The organism is Ruegeria sp. YTSC003, from assembly GCF_059609785.1.
The window spans coordinates 1-14,811 of sequence record NZ_JBXWMK010000002.1 but is presented as its reverse complement, the minus strand read 5'-3'; the positions used below and the strand labels follow the sequence as shown (position 1 = coordinate 14,811).

Below are 14,811 nucleotides of genomic sequence, written 5' to 3'. Positions count from 1 at the left end.
CAATCTATGCCCGACACGGTTACCAAAAGGTTAATCCACACAATGTCCGATCAGGTCGTCACTCGTTTCGCTCCGTCCCCAACCGGCTTTTTGCATATCGGCGGGGCACGCACCGCACTGTTCAATTGGCTCTATGCCCGCGGCCGTGGCGGCAAGTTCCTGTTGCGGATCGAAGACACCGACCGCGAGCGTTCTACCCCAGAAGCAACGGCTGCGATCCTGCAAGGCATGGAATGGCTGGGGCTGGATCACGACGGCGATGTGATCAGCCAGTTCGACGGTGCCGCACGTCACGCCGAGGTAGCACATCAGTTGCTGGCTGAGGGCAAGGCGTACAAGTGCTTTTCAACTCAGGACGAGATAACGGCCTTCCGCGAACAAGCCCGGGCCGAAGGGAAGTCGACTCTGTTCCGAAGCCCTTGGCGGGATGCTGACGAGTCCTCTCATCCAGACGCCCCATTCGCGATCCGCATCAAAGCGCCTCAGGATGGTACAACCGTGATCCGCGATCAGGTTCAGGGCGACGTCACCATTCGCAATGATCAACTGGATGACATGATCCTGCTGCGTTCCGACGGAACTCCGGTCTATATGCTGGCGGTCGTGGTCGACGATCACGACATGGGCGTGACCCACGTGATCCGAGGCGACGACCACCTGAACAACGCTGCACGACAGATGATGATCTACGAGGCGATGGGTTGGAACGTCCCGGTCTGGGCGCATATTCCGTTGATCCATGGGCCGGATGGAAAAAAGCTGTCCAAACGCCACGGCGCTTTGGGCGCTCAAGAATATCAGGCGATGGGCTATCCCGCCGCAGGTATGCGCAACTATCTGGCACGTTTGGGCTGGAGCCACGGCGATGATGAATTCTTTACTGACGAACAGGCCAAGGAATGGTTCGATCTGGATGGAATCGGCAAAAGCCCTGCCCGTTTCGACCTGAAAAAGCTGGAAAATCTGTGTGGACAGCATATCGCCATTGCGGATGATGCTGCATTGCGGCAAGAGATCGAAGCCTATCTGGCAGCGGCAAATTTACCTAACCTCACGGAAACACAATCCGGTGATCTGGAACGTGCGATGTATTGCCTCAAGGATCGCGCACGGATGTTCCCGGAACTTCTTGAAAAAGCTCACTTTGTGTTGACATCTCGGCCAATTGACCCCGATGAAAAGGCTGCGAAAGCGCTGGCCTCAGTATCCGATGGTATACTGAGTGAATTGACGCCGCACGTGCAAAATGCTAGCTGGACGCGAAACGAACTGGAGCAAACCCTAAATTCGTTTGCAGAAGCGAAAGAGGTTAAGTTCGGCAAACTGGCGGGCCCGTTGCGGGCGGTGTTGGCAGGTCGGGCAGTGACGCCTTCAGTTTTTGACATGATGCTTGTGCTGGGGAAGGAAGAAACCCTGGCCCGGCTTTCTGACGCAGCGACGTAAACCCAATCTTCATATTTGGGTAACGCTGCTCCGCTAACACCCGGACTGCGCGCCCGCGCGCAGCCGTTGCCCGCAAGGTCGGACAGCGATTCGACATGCGTAAGAATGAGGAAGGGACACTATGACCGACAGCAATAAAACAGCCACTCTGACAGTCCATGGTGAAACGTACGAGTTGCCGGTTCATTCTCCGACCGCTGGACCTGACGTCATCGACATCCGTAAGCTGTACAGCGATGCCGGAGTGTTCACCTACGACCCCGGTTTTACGTCGACCGCAAGCTGTGACAGCACCATTACTTATATCGACGGCGAAAAAGGTGAGCTGCTGCACCGTGGTTACCCAATCGATCAACTGGCCGGCAAATCGCATTTCCTAGAAGTGTGCTACCTGCTGCTGTACGGAGAGCTGCCGGTCGCCAAGGATCTTGAGAAGTTCGAAACCACCATCACGCGCCACACCATGCTGCACGAACAGATGCAGTATTTCTATCGCGGCTTCCGTCGGGATGCGCATCCGATGGCGATCATGGTGGGTGTCGTTGGCGCAATGTCGGCGTTCTATCACGACTCAACCGACGTATCTGATCCGCATCAGCGCGAGGTCGCCTCGCACCGTCTGATCGCCAAGATGCCGACGATCGCCGCATGGGCCTATAAGTATCACATCGGCCAGCCCTTCGTTTATCCGCGCAACGATCTGGACTACGCGTCCAACTTCCTACGCATGTGCTTTGCCGTTCCCGCCGAAGAATATGAGGTGAACCCGATCCTCAGCCGTGCGATGGACCGGATCCTGACTTTGCACGCGGATCACGAACAAAACGCGTCAACCTCGACCGTGCGTCTGGCGTCTTCGTCAGGCGCCAACCCGTTTGCGTGTATCGCGGCGGGTGTGGCTTGCCTTTGGGGTCCTGCCCATGGTGGCGCAAACCAGGCCTGTTTGGAGATGTTGGAAGAGATCGGTTCCGTCGATCGTATTCCGGAATACATCGACCGTGCCAAGGACAAGAACGACCCGTTCCGCCTGATGGGCTTTGGCCACCGCGTCTACAAGAACTTCGACCCGCGCGCGACTGTAATGAAGCAATCAGCCGACGAAGTGCTGGAACTGCTTGGCGTCGAGAACAATCCGAAGCTGCAGGTTGCCAAAGCACTGGAAAAGCAGGCGCTGGAAGATCCGTATTTCGCCGAGAAAAAACTGTTCCCGAACGTGGACTTCTACTCGGGCATCATCCTCGAGGCGATGGGTTTCCCCACTTCAATGTTCACACCGATCTTCGCACTGTCGCGCACTGTTGGCTGGGTCAGCCAGTGGAAAGAGATGATCGCAGATCCTCAGAACAAGATCGGTCGTCCACGTCAGCTGTATCTCGGCGAAACGACCCGCGATTACGTGGATATCGAAAACCGCTGATTGCCGGTTACAAATTCGAAACGCCTCGGACCTCTGTCCGGGGCTTTTTTTGTTTCAGAAAAGGGCCAATTGGTCCCCTGCCTGCGCTGGCCTGGAAAACAGGTCACACCGTAACGGTGCTGTTTTTGTGGCCAACCCCAATCGTTTGACTGCCAATGCAAACCGCTTGGCAACTATACCAGCATACTCACCTTCACCCCGCATGCGGTGCCCCCAGCGCGGATCATAGTCACGACCACCGTGCATCTCGCGTAGCTTGGACATGACCTTTTCGGCCCGCGCCGGCTCATGCTGCTGCAACCAGGATTGCCACAGCTCAGATACTTCGCGCGGAAGGCGCAGCATAATCCAGCTTGCTGCATCTGCCCCGGCATCGGCCCCGGCGTCCAGCATGGATTCCAATTCATGATCCGTCAGACCCGGTATCAAAGGCGATGTCATGACGCGCACAGGCACACCTGCATCGGCCAGTCGTCGGATCGTCGCCAGCCGTCTTACAGGGGATGGCGCGCGCGGTTCAATCCGCCGAGATAGGCCAGGGTCCAAAGTAGTCAACGAAACACCGACCCGAACCAGCCCAAGTTCCGCCATGGGGGCAAGAATATCCAAATCCCGTTCGATCATCGCGCCTTTGGTCACGATCGCGACAGGATGCTGGAACTCTCGCAAGACCTGAAGGCAAGCCCGCGTTATCTTGTGCTGTTTCTCGATCGGTTGATACGGGTCGGTATTCGTTCCCATCGCAATGGTCGCTACTTTGTACCGGGCCGAGGACAGTTCTTTCCTCAGAACCTCGGCCGCGTTTGGCCGGGCGATCAACCGGGTTTCAAAATCCAATCCCGGCGACAACCCTAGATAGGCATGGGTCGGACGGGCAAAACAGTACACGCACCCATGCTCGCACCCGCGATACGGATTAATCGAGCGGTCGAACGGCAGATCGGGCGATCGGTTGTAGGTGACCACACTGCGCGCTACCTCTTCTCGGACTTCAGTTCTGAGCGTCGGAAGCTCCTCTTCCATCTCCCAGCCGTCATCGCAGGCTTCGGTCGCAAAGCGTTCGAATCTGCCTGATTCATTGCTGGCCACGCCGCGGGCCTTTATGTTGAGTGCAGGCATATTTGTTCCTGTTATGTTCTCTTTCGGGAATCAATAAACCCTGTATCGCCATGCGACAAGGAAAACTGCGCGAACCGCCCTTTTAGCCCCCGATCTTGGGCGCCTAGGTTTTCCCCGTTTGTGAACAGAATGCAGGATGTTGTTGCAGATAATTCCATCGTGATCGCAAACAATTTGACGTATAGGTCGGTCCCGGAACCGCCAAGGTCGCAATCGTAACAGTCTAACTGCGACGAAATGGCCAAAACGGAAAAAATGCCACCACGGGCCGATGGCCCGCCCAGCACAGGGAAATGCCCCATGTCCGATGAAGAAGACATCGTCCTGTCCGAACTCAACGACGACGAACTTGTCGAACAGATGTTCGACGATCTTTATGACGGCCTGAAAGAAGAGATCGAAGAAGGTGTGAACATCCTGCTTGAACGCGGATGGACACCATATGACATCCTGACCAAAGCTCTGGTCGGTGGCATGACCATCGTGGGCCACGATTTCCGGGACGGCATCCTGTTCGTTCCCGAAGTTTTGCTGGCCGCTAACGCGATGAAAGGTGGCATGACGATCCTTAAACCACTGCTGGCCGAAACCGGCGCGCCGCGCGTTGGCAAGATGGTGATCGGGACCGTTAAAGGCGACATCCACGACATCGGCAAGAACCTGGTGTCGATGATGATGGAAGGCGCTGGTTTCGAAGTTGTCGATATCGGCATCAACAACCCGGTCGAAAACTACCTGGAAGCCCTGGATTCCGAACAGCCTGACATTCTGGGCATGTCTGCCTTGCTGACCACTACGATGCCCTACATGAAAGTGGTCATCGACACGCTGATCGAACAGGGACGGCGTGAAGATTACATCGTACTCGTTGGCGGCGCCCCTCTGAACGAGGAATTCGGCAAGGCCATCGGCGCAGACGCTTATTGCCGTGACGCGGCGGTTGCGGTGGAAACTGCCAAAGACTTTGTGTCCCGCAAGCATAACCAACTGGCCAGCTAATTCAGGTGACACGAAAATGATCAAGGCCGCCCTTTCCGGGGCGGCTTTTTTGTCTTCAACTGCTTGATAAGCAGTACAGGTTTTATTACCTGTCAATTGTGATAGTGCGAATCTGTTGTGACGCACGTGTTGTTAACGAGTACATATAGGGTGGGTTATGCCTACGACGTTTAATGCTATTTTTCTTGGTAATCTTGCAATCATCGACCCGACTGAGGGTAACAACACTGCTGAAAACGCGGGCGCTTTGGTTGGACAAACTTTTGGTGGTCCGGGTGATCCATTACTTGACGACGCTGTCGTTTGGACACCGGTAGGAAACCCTGGTGGAACCTACGAAAACAACGCCAACTCTGACGTGGATTTTTTTGCAATTGATGGCGCTGCGACCATTTTCGATGCAGCTGTCGCCTACAATGCGACAATTACGTATGTCGACGGCACAACGGCAGACATAACGGCAGTCATCGCGCAAGACACGCTCGGGAACACTTTTCTGGTTCCAGAATTCTCAGCCAACAGCGATCAGGCCGCATTGGAATTTGCGGGCATCAGGTCACTAACGCTCAACAGTATAAACACCGCCACAACTACGGGTTTGAACGCTGACCGTGAATCCTGGGACATCGCCAGATGTTTCGCAACCGGCACTCTGATCGAAACGGAACGTGGCCTGGTCGAGGTCGAGAATTTGCGCGTGGGTGACAAAATTACGACGCTGGATCATGGGTTGCAAACGCTGCGTTGGATTGGCTCTCAGACCGCGCGTGCCGCAGGCGTGTTCACGCCTGTGCTGATCAAGGCGGGTGCGCTTGGCAATGATCGCGATCTCTTGCTCTCGCAGCAGCACAGGATGCTGATCAGCGACTGGCGTGTTGAACTGCATACGGGCCACGCTGAGGCGCTGGCGCCTGCCAAGCATTTGGTGAATGGCCGCGATATCGTGATGAAGCCCGGCGGTCTTGTGACCTATTATCACCTGATGTTCGATCAGCACGAACTGATCTGGGCCGAAGGGTGCCTAAGCGAGAGCTTTCACCCTGGAATCCAGGCGTGGAACAGTTTTGAGGATGACACACAGCAAGAGATCCTGTCGCTGTTTCCGGAACTGGCCAGCCACGGGATCACCGCCTATGGTCCCCCTGCCCGCCCATCGCTTCAATCTTTTGAAACGCGTGCGTCGGTGGCCTGACACGGGATGTCGGAAGCGGACTTGCCTTGATCCGGCATTCATTCTTTGATGCTGCAATCCTTCAGGGAATTGACGATGCAGCAGAACACCACACCGGATGACGCAAGCCTGACGACAAAAGGCTATACCGAAGACACTCGGCAAGGCGGCATACTGCTATTGGCATGCGGTGCGCTGGCGCGCGAAATCCTGCATCTGAAAAAGCGCAACGGCTGGGATCATATGACCCTGACCTGCCTGCCCGCCATACTGCACGTTCACCCCGAACGGATTACACAGGCTGTCGAAGAAGCTGTTGCCAAGCACCGCGGTAACTTTGACCAGATCTTCGTCGTCTATGCCGACTGTGGCACCGGCGGCCTATTGCAGAAAGCCTGCAAGGAGATGGGCATTGAGATGATCAAAGGCCCGCACTGCTATTCCTTTTTCGAAGGAAATCAAGCCTTTGAAGACCATGGCGATGATGAAACAACAGCCTTCTACCTGACGGATTTTCTGGCCCGCCAGTTCGATGCCTTTGTGTGGAAACCGCTTGGCCTGGACCGTCACCCCCAACTGCGGGACATGTATTTCGGGAACTATACCAAGCTTGTCTATCAAGCGCAGACAGACGATCCGGACCTCACGGCCCGCGCTCAGGAATGCGCCGAACGCATGGGTTTGACGTTTGAACGCCGGTTCACCGGCTATGGCGATCTGGAAACCACCCTGACCGAGTGGGCCGCCCGCAAGCCGACCGCCTGATCGTCAGGCGTTCTCGTGCGCGACTTCGCGGATACGCTCGATCATCGACCGCAAGCCATTTGACCGCTGTGCGGACAGATGATCATTCAACCCAAGGCGTGCCAACTCGCCGCCCGCGTCGACCTTTGGGACTTCGCCAACAGGCAAGCCATTATACAAAGACCGCAACACCGCGATCAGCCCGCGCACAATCAACGCGTCGCTATCGCCGTCGAACCGGAAAACGCCACCCTCGATCGTGGGCTGCAGCCACACCTGACTGGCACAACCGTGCACCTTTGTGGCGGGCACTTTGAACGCATCGTCCAGAGGCTCCATCGCTTTGCCCTGATCTATGACATGGCGATACCGGTCTTCCCAGTCATCCAGAAACTCAAAATCCTCGACGATTTCCTCAAAGGCGGGCGTTGCCATTTCGCAGCGGTCCTTTTTGTTGCGATCACATTTGTGACCTATGCCTCTGTTGGGCACCTGTCCAGCCCCGGTGTGGGTTTTCAATCTTTGGAATTTACGATAACCCATTGCTGAAAATACTTCTCTGGGCTTTGGGACCATGAAAAAATCAACACCTCTTTTATTGGTCGGCACGCTTACACTGGCCGCCTGCAGCGGCTGGAGCGAGTCGCGCGTGAACCCGACCAATTGGTTCGGGTCCAGTACACCCGCCCCTACTGAAGTATCCGTAAACGAAGCTGATGCTCTGGTGCCCGAAGGGCGCGACGGCCCGGGCCTGTTTTCGCGACCCGAAAAGGAAGTGATCGGCTTTGCCATAACCAAGGTAGATGAGCTGCGCATCGATCCCACGTCTACCGGGGCAATCGTCTATGTCAAAGGTACGGCCGCAAGACAGGGCGCCTATAATGCGCGCCTTGTCCCCGTGGAAAGCGAAGAAAACGAAAAGAACGGCATTCTGGAATACACGTTCGAAGTCAGCTACCCAAGCTACGCGACCAATCAAGGCTCTGAAAAATCGCGTGAGGTCAATGGTGCTACGACGCTAGGCCGGGCCGAGCTGCGAAACACCCGTCTGGTTCGCGTTCGTGGCGAACAGAATGCACTAGAGTCCCGGCGGCGTTAACCGCCGCTAAAGCGACACGACTTGTACGGATTGCCCCTTGGCGGCCAGAGCGATCTTGCCGTCACACAGTTTCAGGGCATCCTCGCCAAACACCTCAAATCGCCAGCCTGACATCGAAGGCAGCTTACGCTCGCCCGCAGCCAACTGGTCCAGTTCGGAACTGGTGGCGATCAGCTTGGCCGCCACGCCCGAGCTTTCGGTTTTGGATTTGAGCAAAACGCGCAGCAAATCGGCGAGCGCCGGGTTGATCTTTAGCTTATCACGGCTGTTATCAACGCGCGGCATTTGATCGGCAGGGCAATTCACCCCCTGTTTCACCGCCGCCAGAATACCATCGGCAATCACGCCTTTGCGCGCCTCGCGCAGCAGCAGGCGAGAACCACCAAGGTCCGACGGAGATTTGGGCTTGGTCGAGGCAAGCTCGATCAGGGCGTCATCCTTGAACACCCGGCTGCGCGGAACGTTGTTCTCTTGCGCATAAGCTTCGCGAAACTGCGCCAACTCGCGCACGACAGCCAGGAACTTGGCCGAATTTGTGCGGGTCTTCACCCGCTTCCATGCATCTTCCGGACGGATATCGTAGGTTCCGGGCTGGGTCAGGGTGCGCAACTCTTCGGACACCCAATGGCTGCGCTGCGACTTGTTCAACTGGGCCGCCAGATATTCGTAGATCTGCCGCAAATGCGTGACATCCGCCAAGGCATAGGTCTTTTGCGAATCTGTCAGTGGCCGACGTGACCAATCGGTAAAACGCGAGGTTTTGTCGACCCCTTCCTTGCAGATTTTGCGCACCAAAGTCTCGTATCCCACCTGCTCTCCAAAGCCACAGACCATCGCGGCGACCTGAGTGTCGAACAGAGGTTGCGGGAATACGGACGCCTCGACCCAGAAAATCTCAAGATCCTGTCGCGCGGCGTGAAACACTTTGACCACGCTTTCGTCGCGAAACAGGTCGTAAAGCGGGTCCAGCGACAAGCCGTCGGCTAATGGGTCGACGAGAACGGCGCTGTCCTCATTGTCGGATGGAACTGCAAGCTGCACCAAACAGAGTTTCGAATAGTAAGTCCGTTCGCGCAGAAACTCGGTATCTACGGTGACATAGTCATATTCCGCCGCGGCCTTGCAGAATTCGGCCAGCTCTTGCGTCGTCGTCAGGGTTTTCATGCGCGGTGCTGTTCTTGCTCTTGTTCTGTGCGGCTGATTGTCTGTTTCATTCCGTACCCAGCCGTATTGCGGACCATAGGATGAATTTGACGCGCGTGTAAATCATCCCGAGACGTTCAGGGCAGCAACACCGGAGTCCGATCCCCACTGGCGTAACGGCGCAACACTGCGGGGTAGAGTTTGTGTTCCCACACCAGCACCCGGGCGGCCAATGCCTCGGACGTATCACCCGGTTCAATATCTACTCGCGCTTGCCCAAGGATCGGACCGTCATCCAAGGCTGCGGTGACTTCGTGAACCGAACATCCATGTTCAGCATCCCCGGCTTCAATAGCGCGCGCATGGGTGTTGAGACCCTTGTATTTCGGCAGAAGCGAAGGGTGGATATTCAGCATCCGTCCCTGAAAGCGTGACACGAAATCGCCTGTCAGAACACGCATGAAGCCAGCCAGACAAACGATATCGGGTTGCGCTTCTTCCAGCGGTTTCAGCAACTCGGCCTCAAACGCGGCACGGTCGCCCTTGAACGGGCGGTGATCCACCGAAGCCGTCGGAATGCTCCGCTCTGCCGCCTTTGTCAGGCCACCCGCATTCGCATCATTGGACAGAACCAGACAAGGCCGCGCAGGGTGATCGTCGGTCATGCTGTCGACCAGCGACACCATGTTCGAGCCACCCCCCGAGATCAGAATTGCGACGCGCTTATGGCTCACAACAGGGTGCCCGAATAGGCCATGCCCGCTGTCCCGGTCACAGTGCCAATCCGCGCAACCGTTTCGCCCGCATCGGCCAGCAACGCCGCCAAATCATCCGCGCGATCCGCTTCACACGCGACGATCATGCCAATGCCGCAGTTGAAGGTCTTCAACATCTCAGCCTCAACAATCCCACCGGTTTCCGCCATCCAGCGGAATACAGGCGGCAAATCCCATGCATTCAGGTCAATCTCGGCACCCAACCCCTCGGGCAGCACACGGGGCAGGTTTTCTGTAAGGCCGCCGCCGGTGATATGGGCCAGCGCATGCACGCCCCCTGCTCGGATCGCCTGCAGAGCTGGCTTCACATACAGACGTGTGGGTGTCAGCAGAGCTTCGCCCAGCGATCCTTCACTGAACGGTGAGGCGGCATCCCAGCCCAGACCCGAAATCTCTACCAGTTTGCGCACAAGGGAGTACCCGTTGGAATGCACACCGTTCGAGGCCAACCCCAACAGCACGTCGCCCGCCTGAACGCCGGCCGGCAGATGAGCCCCACGTTCCATCGCGCCAACCGAGAACCCGGCCAGATCGAAATCGCCATCCGGGTACATGCCGGGCATTTCCGCGGTTTCACCGCCGATCAAGGCGCATCCGGATTGGACACAGCCTTCGGCAATGCCTTCGATGATCCGCGCCGCCGTATCCGTATCCAGCTTGCCGGTCGCAAAATAATCCAGGAAAAACAGCGGCTCAGCGCCCTGGCAGATCAGGTCATTGACGCACATGGCCACAAGATCGATGCCCACGCCGTCGACAACGCCGGTATCAATGGCGATGCGCAGCTTGGTGCCCACCCCATCGGTGGCCCCAACCAGAATCGGGTCCTGATATCCGGCATCCTTTAGATCGAACAGAGCGCCAAATCCGCCCAGCCCGCTCATCACACCAGAGCGGTTGGTGCGTTTTGCGGCCGGCTTGATCCGGTCGACTAGGGCATTCCCCGCATCAATATCAACGCCTGCATCGGCATAGGTGATTCCGTTCTTGCCCGTGGTCATGGCCAGCCCCTTATGAATGGTTCCCGCGCGGGTTATTCGATTGTGCGACTTGTTGCAACGGTCAGGCTTGACGCGGCTGTTCACCGTGGTACTCAAAGCGCTCAGGCGGGCCTGTAGCTCAATTGGTTAGAGCAGAGCGCTCATAACGCTTTGGTTGCGGGTTCAAGTCCTGCCGGGCCTACCACCGTCTACTTGTTCATTGTTATCAGTTACAGATGCTTGCCAGACCAGCAATGCACGGTGTTTCTGCTGTCCAGTTCAAACATAAGATTCATTCTTCTAAATCTGCAGGGTTGCCCAGTAACTCTGAGCCTTATTCAAGCCCCTAGAGTTCGGAGTCCCGCTCAAGCGGAAGTGCCATTTGGTACATTCAAGACAATATGACACATACGCATACTATACTTTTGGATACATCACCTATTCGAATGGGTTTTTGGCTATCCCATTTCCATTTAGCGAAACTTGTAAATTCATGTTTTCATGATCTTGCACGTCCCATACATGTGCATCCCAGCCTCCGACTAGCACCCAGTAGGAGGAAATTGACCGGCTTCGCGACCCCTCCGCTCACTCGGACCGCGAAGCTGGTTTTTTTTGTGCCCTTTTTAGTTTGAAAAAAAGCTTCCAAATACAAAGCGCACCGGCAAACCTCCAATTGAAGTTCAGGCCTACCTTGGAGGTTCACCGAAGTATCCACCAAAGTATCCAACCATCGCACCCAATACGCCAACTACGATGACAATCGAGATTAATGCACCACTGCTTTTTGAGTAATATCCAAGCGTCAAAAGCCCGACGACAAATATACCAACCAAGAAATACAATACAGTGTTGTCCATACCTAAACCTATGCCTCAAAAGACGTTCTGCAACGTTACGATAGAAATGCGCCTCAAGTCTAATGGGGGAGATACACCCCGTTAAACACCAGGGTAGCCACTCGTTCCCGCTCCAAAAAAACCCGCGTTGTTCGGAGGGAAACCGTTACAAACAACGCGGGAGGCAGTTGGGGTAGTGAAGGCGATACGGAGCGGGTCAAGAATTGGACCAAAAAACCCCGGGTAAAGCCGTTCGGTCTAATACGAGGCAGCAACTTTACGCTTCAGGATCTGTCGCTTCAGCCTTTTGGAAAACTGCCAAGGTGACAAACAACCCGCCGATCAGCAGCAAATGGCCCAATGCGGTTACACCGAAAACAAAATAGCTGCCAACCATCAGCGAGAAGATTGCGCTCCACATCCATGCCAACATCTGCATCAGCATGTGTGCTGTGGATAGAGAGTATTTTTTTAGTGGGTTTTTTGTTTCATCCATTACCGATACCCACGATGATTTCACGTCGAAACTATTGGTCATGACTTCCTCCCATTCTAAAGGTTGTACGGGGTGATCGGTGCTTTAGACCAAAGAAAAATATTGCGCGCCGCTTATGGCAGCGACACAAAACGTAAATTCCGATCCCACCAAAATCACCTCCCAACAATGATATCTGCGCAAAGGCCACCCAGCCTTTCACTTTTGCCAAGCCGCAGGACACCGCCATGTGCGCGGGCAATATCCGCAACAATCGCCAACCCAAGACCAACGCCACTACCCTGATTCTGGTTGCGTGCGGGATCAAGACGCGAGAACGGTTTTACAGCCTCAGTGCGCTGCTCTACCGGAATGCCCGGTCCGTCATCTTCGACCCGGATGCGCGTGGTTTTGGGCGTCAGGGACAGGCTGACTTCGGCCTGGTTGCCATATCGCACCGCATTGCCAATCAGGTTCTCGACCGCGCGGCGCATGGCCATCGGGCGCAGCATCGCCGTGCCGTCACCTTCGACTGAGACCAATTCGGCCTGATGACCTGCCCGTCGCGCGTCTTCGACAATCTGGCGCAACAACGCCGCGGGCTCGATTGCCTCGGCAGGGCCCTCAGCGGCGCCGCGAGAGAAATCGAGGAACGCATCCAACAGCAATTGCATCTCGTCTACGTCCTGCTGCATCGGTGCTGCCTCATCCTCAGGCAACATGGACAGGCCCAGTTTCAGGCGCGTCAGCGGTGTTCTCAGGTCGTGACTGACCCCCGACAGCATCATCGTGCGCTGTTCCATCTGGCGCTCGATTCTTGCCCGCATTTCCAGAAACGCACTACCGGCTGCACGCACTTCTATTGCACCGCCCGGCGAATAGGGTACCACCCTGCCCCGGCCAAAGGCCTGCGCGGCGTCAGCAAGCCGGGTGATGGGCCGCAGTTGATTGCGCATATAGAGGAATGAGATCGTGGTCATGACCACGGCAAAAAACACCATAGTCACAATCAACTGATGCGGCGCCGTGGGTGACAAGCGGCGGCGATCTATCGTCAACTGCAGAAGCCCCAGATCGGTTTCCAGATACAACCGTGCCTCGTCACCCGAAGGCAAGGCCACAGAAACCAGATCGGGCAGTCGCATCTGCAAATTTGCCTCGACCTGAGGTGCGATGAAGTCGTACCACCGCCGCTTGTCGGTCAAAGGATCCTGATCGGGGTCGACAAAGCGGGCCTTCATCTCAAGCGCAACCAAATCCGGGCGAATGGCTGCCAATGCCTGCTGCCGGGTCTCGGCCCCCTGCATTGTTTCAAGCACCAGAGTCACTTCGCGCGCCGCGGATCGAGTCATCTGTGCGGTGACGTCCTCAAGATGTTTTTGCAAAAAGGCAATCCCAACCACCAACAGCAGAACGATAACCGGAAGAACCAGAATCAGTGCTGCTCGGGCATAAAGGCTGCGCGGCATATAGTGTTTGAGCCATCGACTGGACATGCGCTAAACCTAACGGGCTGATCCTCCAAGAGAAAGAGCTCAGAATGCAGGTGCCCGACGATTTCAACCCGCCACCAGGTCAAGCAACCGAAATACAAACTGGCCTGCGGCGGATTCTGGCACCAAACCCGTCTCCGATGACTTATCGCGGTACGAATACGTATCTATTGGGAGAGCTCGATCTGGCGGTCATCGACCCCGGCCCCCTGAGCGACGCGCATCTTGAGGCGATTCTGAACGCCATGCAGCCGGGTCAACGGATAAGCCACATCATCGTCACCCACAGCCATCTCGACCACTCGCCGCTTGCGGCACCTTTGGCAGAACGGACCGGAGCGCCGATTTTGGCCTTTGGCGGGCCACAAGCCGGACGCAGCGCAGTCATGACCGAATTGGCGCAACAAGGTCTGGTCGGCGGCGGTGAAGGGATAGATACCGCGTTCCGGCCGGACATCGAAGTGGCGGATGGTGAGATGATCGAGGGTGAAGACTGGCAGCTTGAGATCATCCATACACCCGGTCATCTGGGAAACCATATCGCCCTGGGATGGGGCAATGTCTGCTTTACAGCCGATCACGTCATGGGCTGGGCAAGTTCGCTGGTCTCCCCTCCGGACGGGGATCTGACGGATTTCATGCAAGCCTGCCAAAGGTTGCGCGCCCGGGACTGGACCGTGTTTCACGCCGGCCATGGTGCACCGATCACCGATCCTGGCGAACGTTTGGACTGGCTGATCAAACACCGCCTCACGCGCGAAGCTCAGATACTGGCGGCGCTTGCGGATCAGCCCGGAACCGCCCGCCAACTTGCCGAGCGCATTTACACCGATACACCTATCGCGCTGCTGCCAGCCGCCGAGCGTAACGTGTTTGCGCATCTAATTGATCTATATGGCAAATCAAAAGTCTCCACACCTGATGCGCTATCGGGAAATGCCAATTATTTCAGAACCGCGTGACTTGTCCAAATTTTTTTCCGATTGATGCAGTTCTCCTCTGGACGGGCAAAAAACGGGTTGTTATACGCCCCTCAGTTCCGGCGTAGCTCAGCGGTAGAGCAGTTGACTGTTAATCAATTGGTCGTAGGTTCGATCCCTACCGCCGGAGCCA

Annotated in this window: 14 protein-coding genes and 2 tRNA genes; 9 read left to right on the top strand and 7 right to left on the bottom strand. The window is 56.2% G+C overall.

All coding sequences use genetic code 11. The features are described 5' to 3' along the window. Positions 1-42: 42 nt before the first annotated feature. Together gltX and gltA are read left to right on the top strand one after the other, a co-directional pair. Positions 43-1,443 carry a glutamate--tRNA ligase gene (gltX, locus tag AC2FFH_RS03805; RefSeq protein ID WP_496844040.1) on the top strand — a complete coding sequence of 467 codons (1,401 nt, stop codon included), beginning with the start codon at positions 43-45 and terminating at the stop codon, positions 1,441-1,443. 121 nt (positions 1,444-1,564) lie between these two features. Continuing rightward, positions 1,565-2,860, top strand: coding sequence for a citrate synthase (gene gltA, locus AC2FFH_RS03800; RefSeq protein WP_282118350.1), 1,296 nt, complete (start codon positions 1,565-1,567; stop codon positions 2,858-2,860). Between the two features lie 54 nt (positions 2,861-2,914). Here gltA and AC2FFH_RS03795 read toward each other — a convergent pair whose 3' ends face one another. Then, the gene (locus AC2FFH_RS03795; protein WP_496843784.1) at positions 2,915-3,979 is read right to left on the bottom strand and encodes a PA0069 family radical SAM protein; all 1,065 of its coding nucleotides are present in this window, start codon (positions 3,977-3,979) and stop codon (positions 2,915-2,917) included. Positions 3,980-4,279: 300 nt separating this feature from the next. Here AC2FFH_RS03795 and AC2FFH_RS03790 point away from each other — a divergent pair, with 300 nt between their 5' ends. The 3 genes from AC2FFH_RS03790 to AC2FFH_RS03780 all read left to right on the top strand — a co-directional run bounded on the left by AC2FFH_RS03790 (position 4,280) and on the right by AC2FFH_RS03780 (position 6,914). Continuing rightward, complete coding sequence (locus tag AC2FFH_RS03790) at positions 4,280-4,978, top strand: corrinoid protein (RefSeq protein WP_496738501.1); 699 nt, start codon at positions 4,280-4,282, stop codon at positions 4,976-4,978. Between the two features lie 157 nt (positions 4,979-5,135). Continuing rightward, positions 5,136-6,170 carry a Hint domain-containing protein gene (locus AC2FFH_RS03785; protein WP_496764676.1) on the top strand — a complete coding sequence of 345 codons (1,035 nt, stop codon included), beginning with the start codon at positions 5,136-5,138 and terminating at the stop codon, positions 6,168-6,170. A gap of 75 nt (positions 6,171-6,245) precedes the next feature. Next, positions 6,246-6,914 (top strand): DUF1638 domain-containing protein, encoded by a 669-nt coding sequence (locus tag AC2FFH_RS03780; RefSeq protein ID WP_496764674.1) that lies wholly within the window; start codon positions 6,246-6,248, stop codon positions 6,912-6,914. 3 nt (positions 6,915-6,917) lie between these two features. Here AC2FFH_RS03780 and AC2FFH_RS03775 read toward each other — a convergent pair whose 3' ends face one another. Next, positions 6,918-7,328 (bottom strand): SufE family protein, encoded by a 411-nt coding sequence (locus AC2FFH_RS03775; RefSeq protein ID WP_496764672.1) that lies wholly within the window; start codon positions 7,326-7,328, stop codon positions 6,918-6,920. Between the two features lie 139 nt (positions 7,329-7,467). Here AC2FFH_RS03775 and AC2FFH_RS03770 point away from each other — a divergent pair, with 139 nt between their 5' ends. After that, positions 7,468-7,992, top strand: coding sequence for a hypothetical protein (locus AC2FFH_RS03770; RefSeq protein WP_496738497.1), 525 nt, complete (start codon positions 7,468-7,470; stop codon positions 7,990-7,992). 6 nt (positions 7,993-7,998) lie between these two features. On the opposite strand, the gene rnd is transcribed toward AC2FFH_RS03770, so the two are convergent. The 3 genes from rnd to purM form a co-directional block, all read right to left on the bottom strand. Next, positions 7,999-9,156, bottom strand: coding sequence for a ribonuclease D (gene rnd / locus AC2FFH_RS03765; RefSeq protein WP_496843783.1), 1,158 nt, complete (start codon positions 9,154-9,156; stop codon positions 7,999-8,001). A 116-nt stretch (positions 9,157-9,272) separates the two neighbouring features. After that, positions 9,273-9,869, bottom strand: a complete 597-nt coding sequence (gene purN / locus AC2FFH_RS03760; RefSeq protein ID WP_496727177.1) for a phosphoribosylglycinamide formyltransferase — start codon at positions 9,867-9,869, stop codon at positions 9,273-9,275. After that, entirely contained in the window at positions 9,866-10,912 is a 1,047-nt protein-coding gene (gene purM, locus AC2FFH_RS03755) for a phosphoribosylformylglycinamidine cyclo-ligase (protein WP_496764668.1), read from the bottom strand. Before purM ends, purN begins: the two co-directional genes overlap by 4 nt. A gap of 107 nt (positions 10,913-11,019) precedes the next feature. Between purM and AC2FFH_RS03750 the strand changes: the two genes are divergently transcribed. Continuing rightward, positions 11,020-11,096: transfer RNA gene (locus AC2FFH_RS03750), tRNA-Ile, on the top strand. A 911-nt stretch (positions 11,097-12,007) separates the two neighbouring features. On the opposite strand, the gene AC2FFH_RS03745 is transcribed toward AC2FFH_RS03750, so the two are convergent. Together AC2FFH_RS03745 and AC2FFH_RS03740 are read right to left on the bottom strand one after the other, a co-directional pair. Then, a complete protein-coding gene (locus AC2FFH_RS03745) occupies positions 12,008-12,268 on the bottom strand; it encodes a hypothetical protein (RefSeq protein WP_058271760.1) in 261 nt (86 codons plus the stop codon). 113 nt (positions 12,269-12,381) lie between these two features. Continuing rightward, positions 12,382-13,701 (bottom strand): ATP-binding protein, encoded by a 1,320-nt coding sequence (locus AC2FFH_RS03740; protein WP_496843782.1) that lies wholly within the window; start codon positions 13,699-13,701, stop codon positions 12,382-12,384. 44 nt (positions 13,702-13,745) lie between these two features. On the opposite strand from AC2FFH_RS03740, the gene AC2FFH_RS03735 reads away from it, so the two are divergent. Then, positions 13,746-14,660, top strand: coding sequence for an MBL fold metallo-hydrolase (locus AC2FFH_RS03735; protein ID WP_496780097.1), 915 nt, complete (start codon positions 13,746-13,748; stop codon positions 14,658-14,660). Positions 14,661-14,736: 76 nt separating this feature from the next. Further along, a tRNA-Asn gene (locus AC2FFH_RS03730) sits at positions 14,737-14,811 on the top strand.

Coding starts and splice junctions, on each gene's coding strand:
- gltX (WP_496844040.1), top strand. CDS start 43: ATGTCCGATCAGGTCGTCACTCGTTTCGCTCCGTCCCCAACCGGCTTT.
- gltA (WP_282118350.1), top strand. CDS start 1,565: ATGACCGACAGCAATAAAACAGCCACTCTGACAGTCCATGGTGAAACG.
- AC2FFH_RS03795 (WP_496843784.1), bottom strand. CDS start 3,979: ATGCCTGCACTCAACATAAAGGCCCGCGGCGTGGCCAGCAATGAATCA.
- AC2FFH_RS03790 (WP_496738501.1), top strand. CDS start 4,280: ATGTCCGATGAAGAAGACATCGTCCTGTCCGAACTCAACGACGACGAA.
- AC2FFH_RS03785 (WP_496764676.1), top strand. CDS start 5,136: ATGCCTACGACGTTTAATGCTATTTTTCTTGGTAATCTTGCAATCATC.
- AC2FFH_RS03780 (WP_496764674.1), top strand. CDS start 6,246: ATGCAGCAGAACACCACACCGGATGACGCAAGCCTGACGACAAAAGGC.
- AC2FFH_RS03775 (WP_496764672.1), bottom strand. CDS start 7,328: ATGGCAACGCCCGCCTTTGAGGAAATCGTCGAGGATTTTGAGTTTCTG.
- AC2FFH_RS03770 (WP_496738497.1), top strand. CDS start 7,468: ATGAAAAAATCAACACCTCTTTTATTGGTCGGCACGCTTACACTGGCC.
- rnd (WP_496843783.1), bottom strand. CDS start 9,156: ATGAAAACCCTGACGACGACGCAAGAGCTGGCCGAATTCTGCAAGGCC.
- purM (WP_496764668.1), bottom strand. CDS start 10,912: ATGACCACGGGCAAGAACGGAATCACCTATGCCGATGCAGGCGTTGAT.
- AC2FFH_RS03745 (WP_058271760.1), bottom strand. CDS start 12,268: ATGACCAATAGTTTCGACGTGAAATCATCGTGGGTATCGGTAATGGAT.
- AC2FFH_RS03740 (WP_496843782.1), bottom strand. CDS start 13,701: ATGTCCAGTCGATGGCTCAAACACTATATGCCGCGCAGCCTTTATGCC.
- AC2FFH_RS03735 (WP_496780097.1), top strand. CDS start 13,746: ATGCAGGTGCCCGACGATTTCAACCCGCCACCAGGTCAAGCAACCGAA.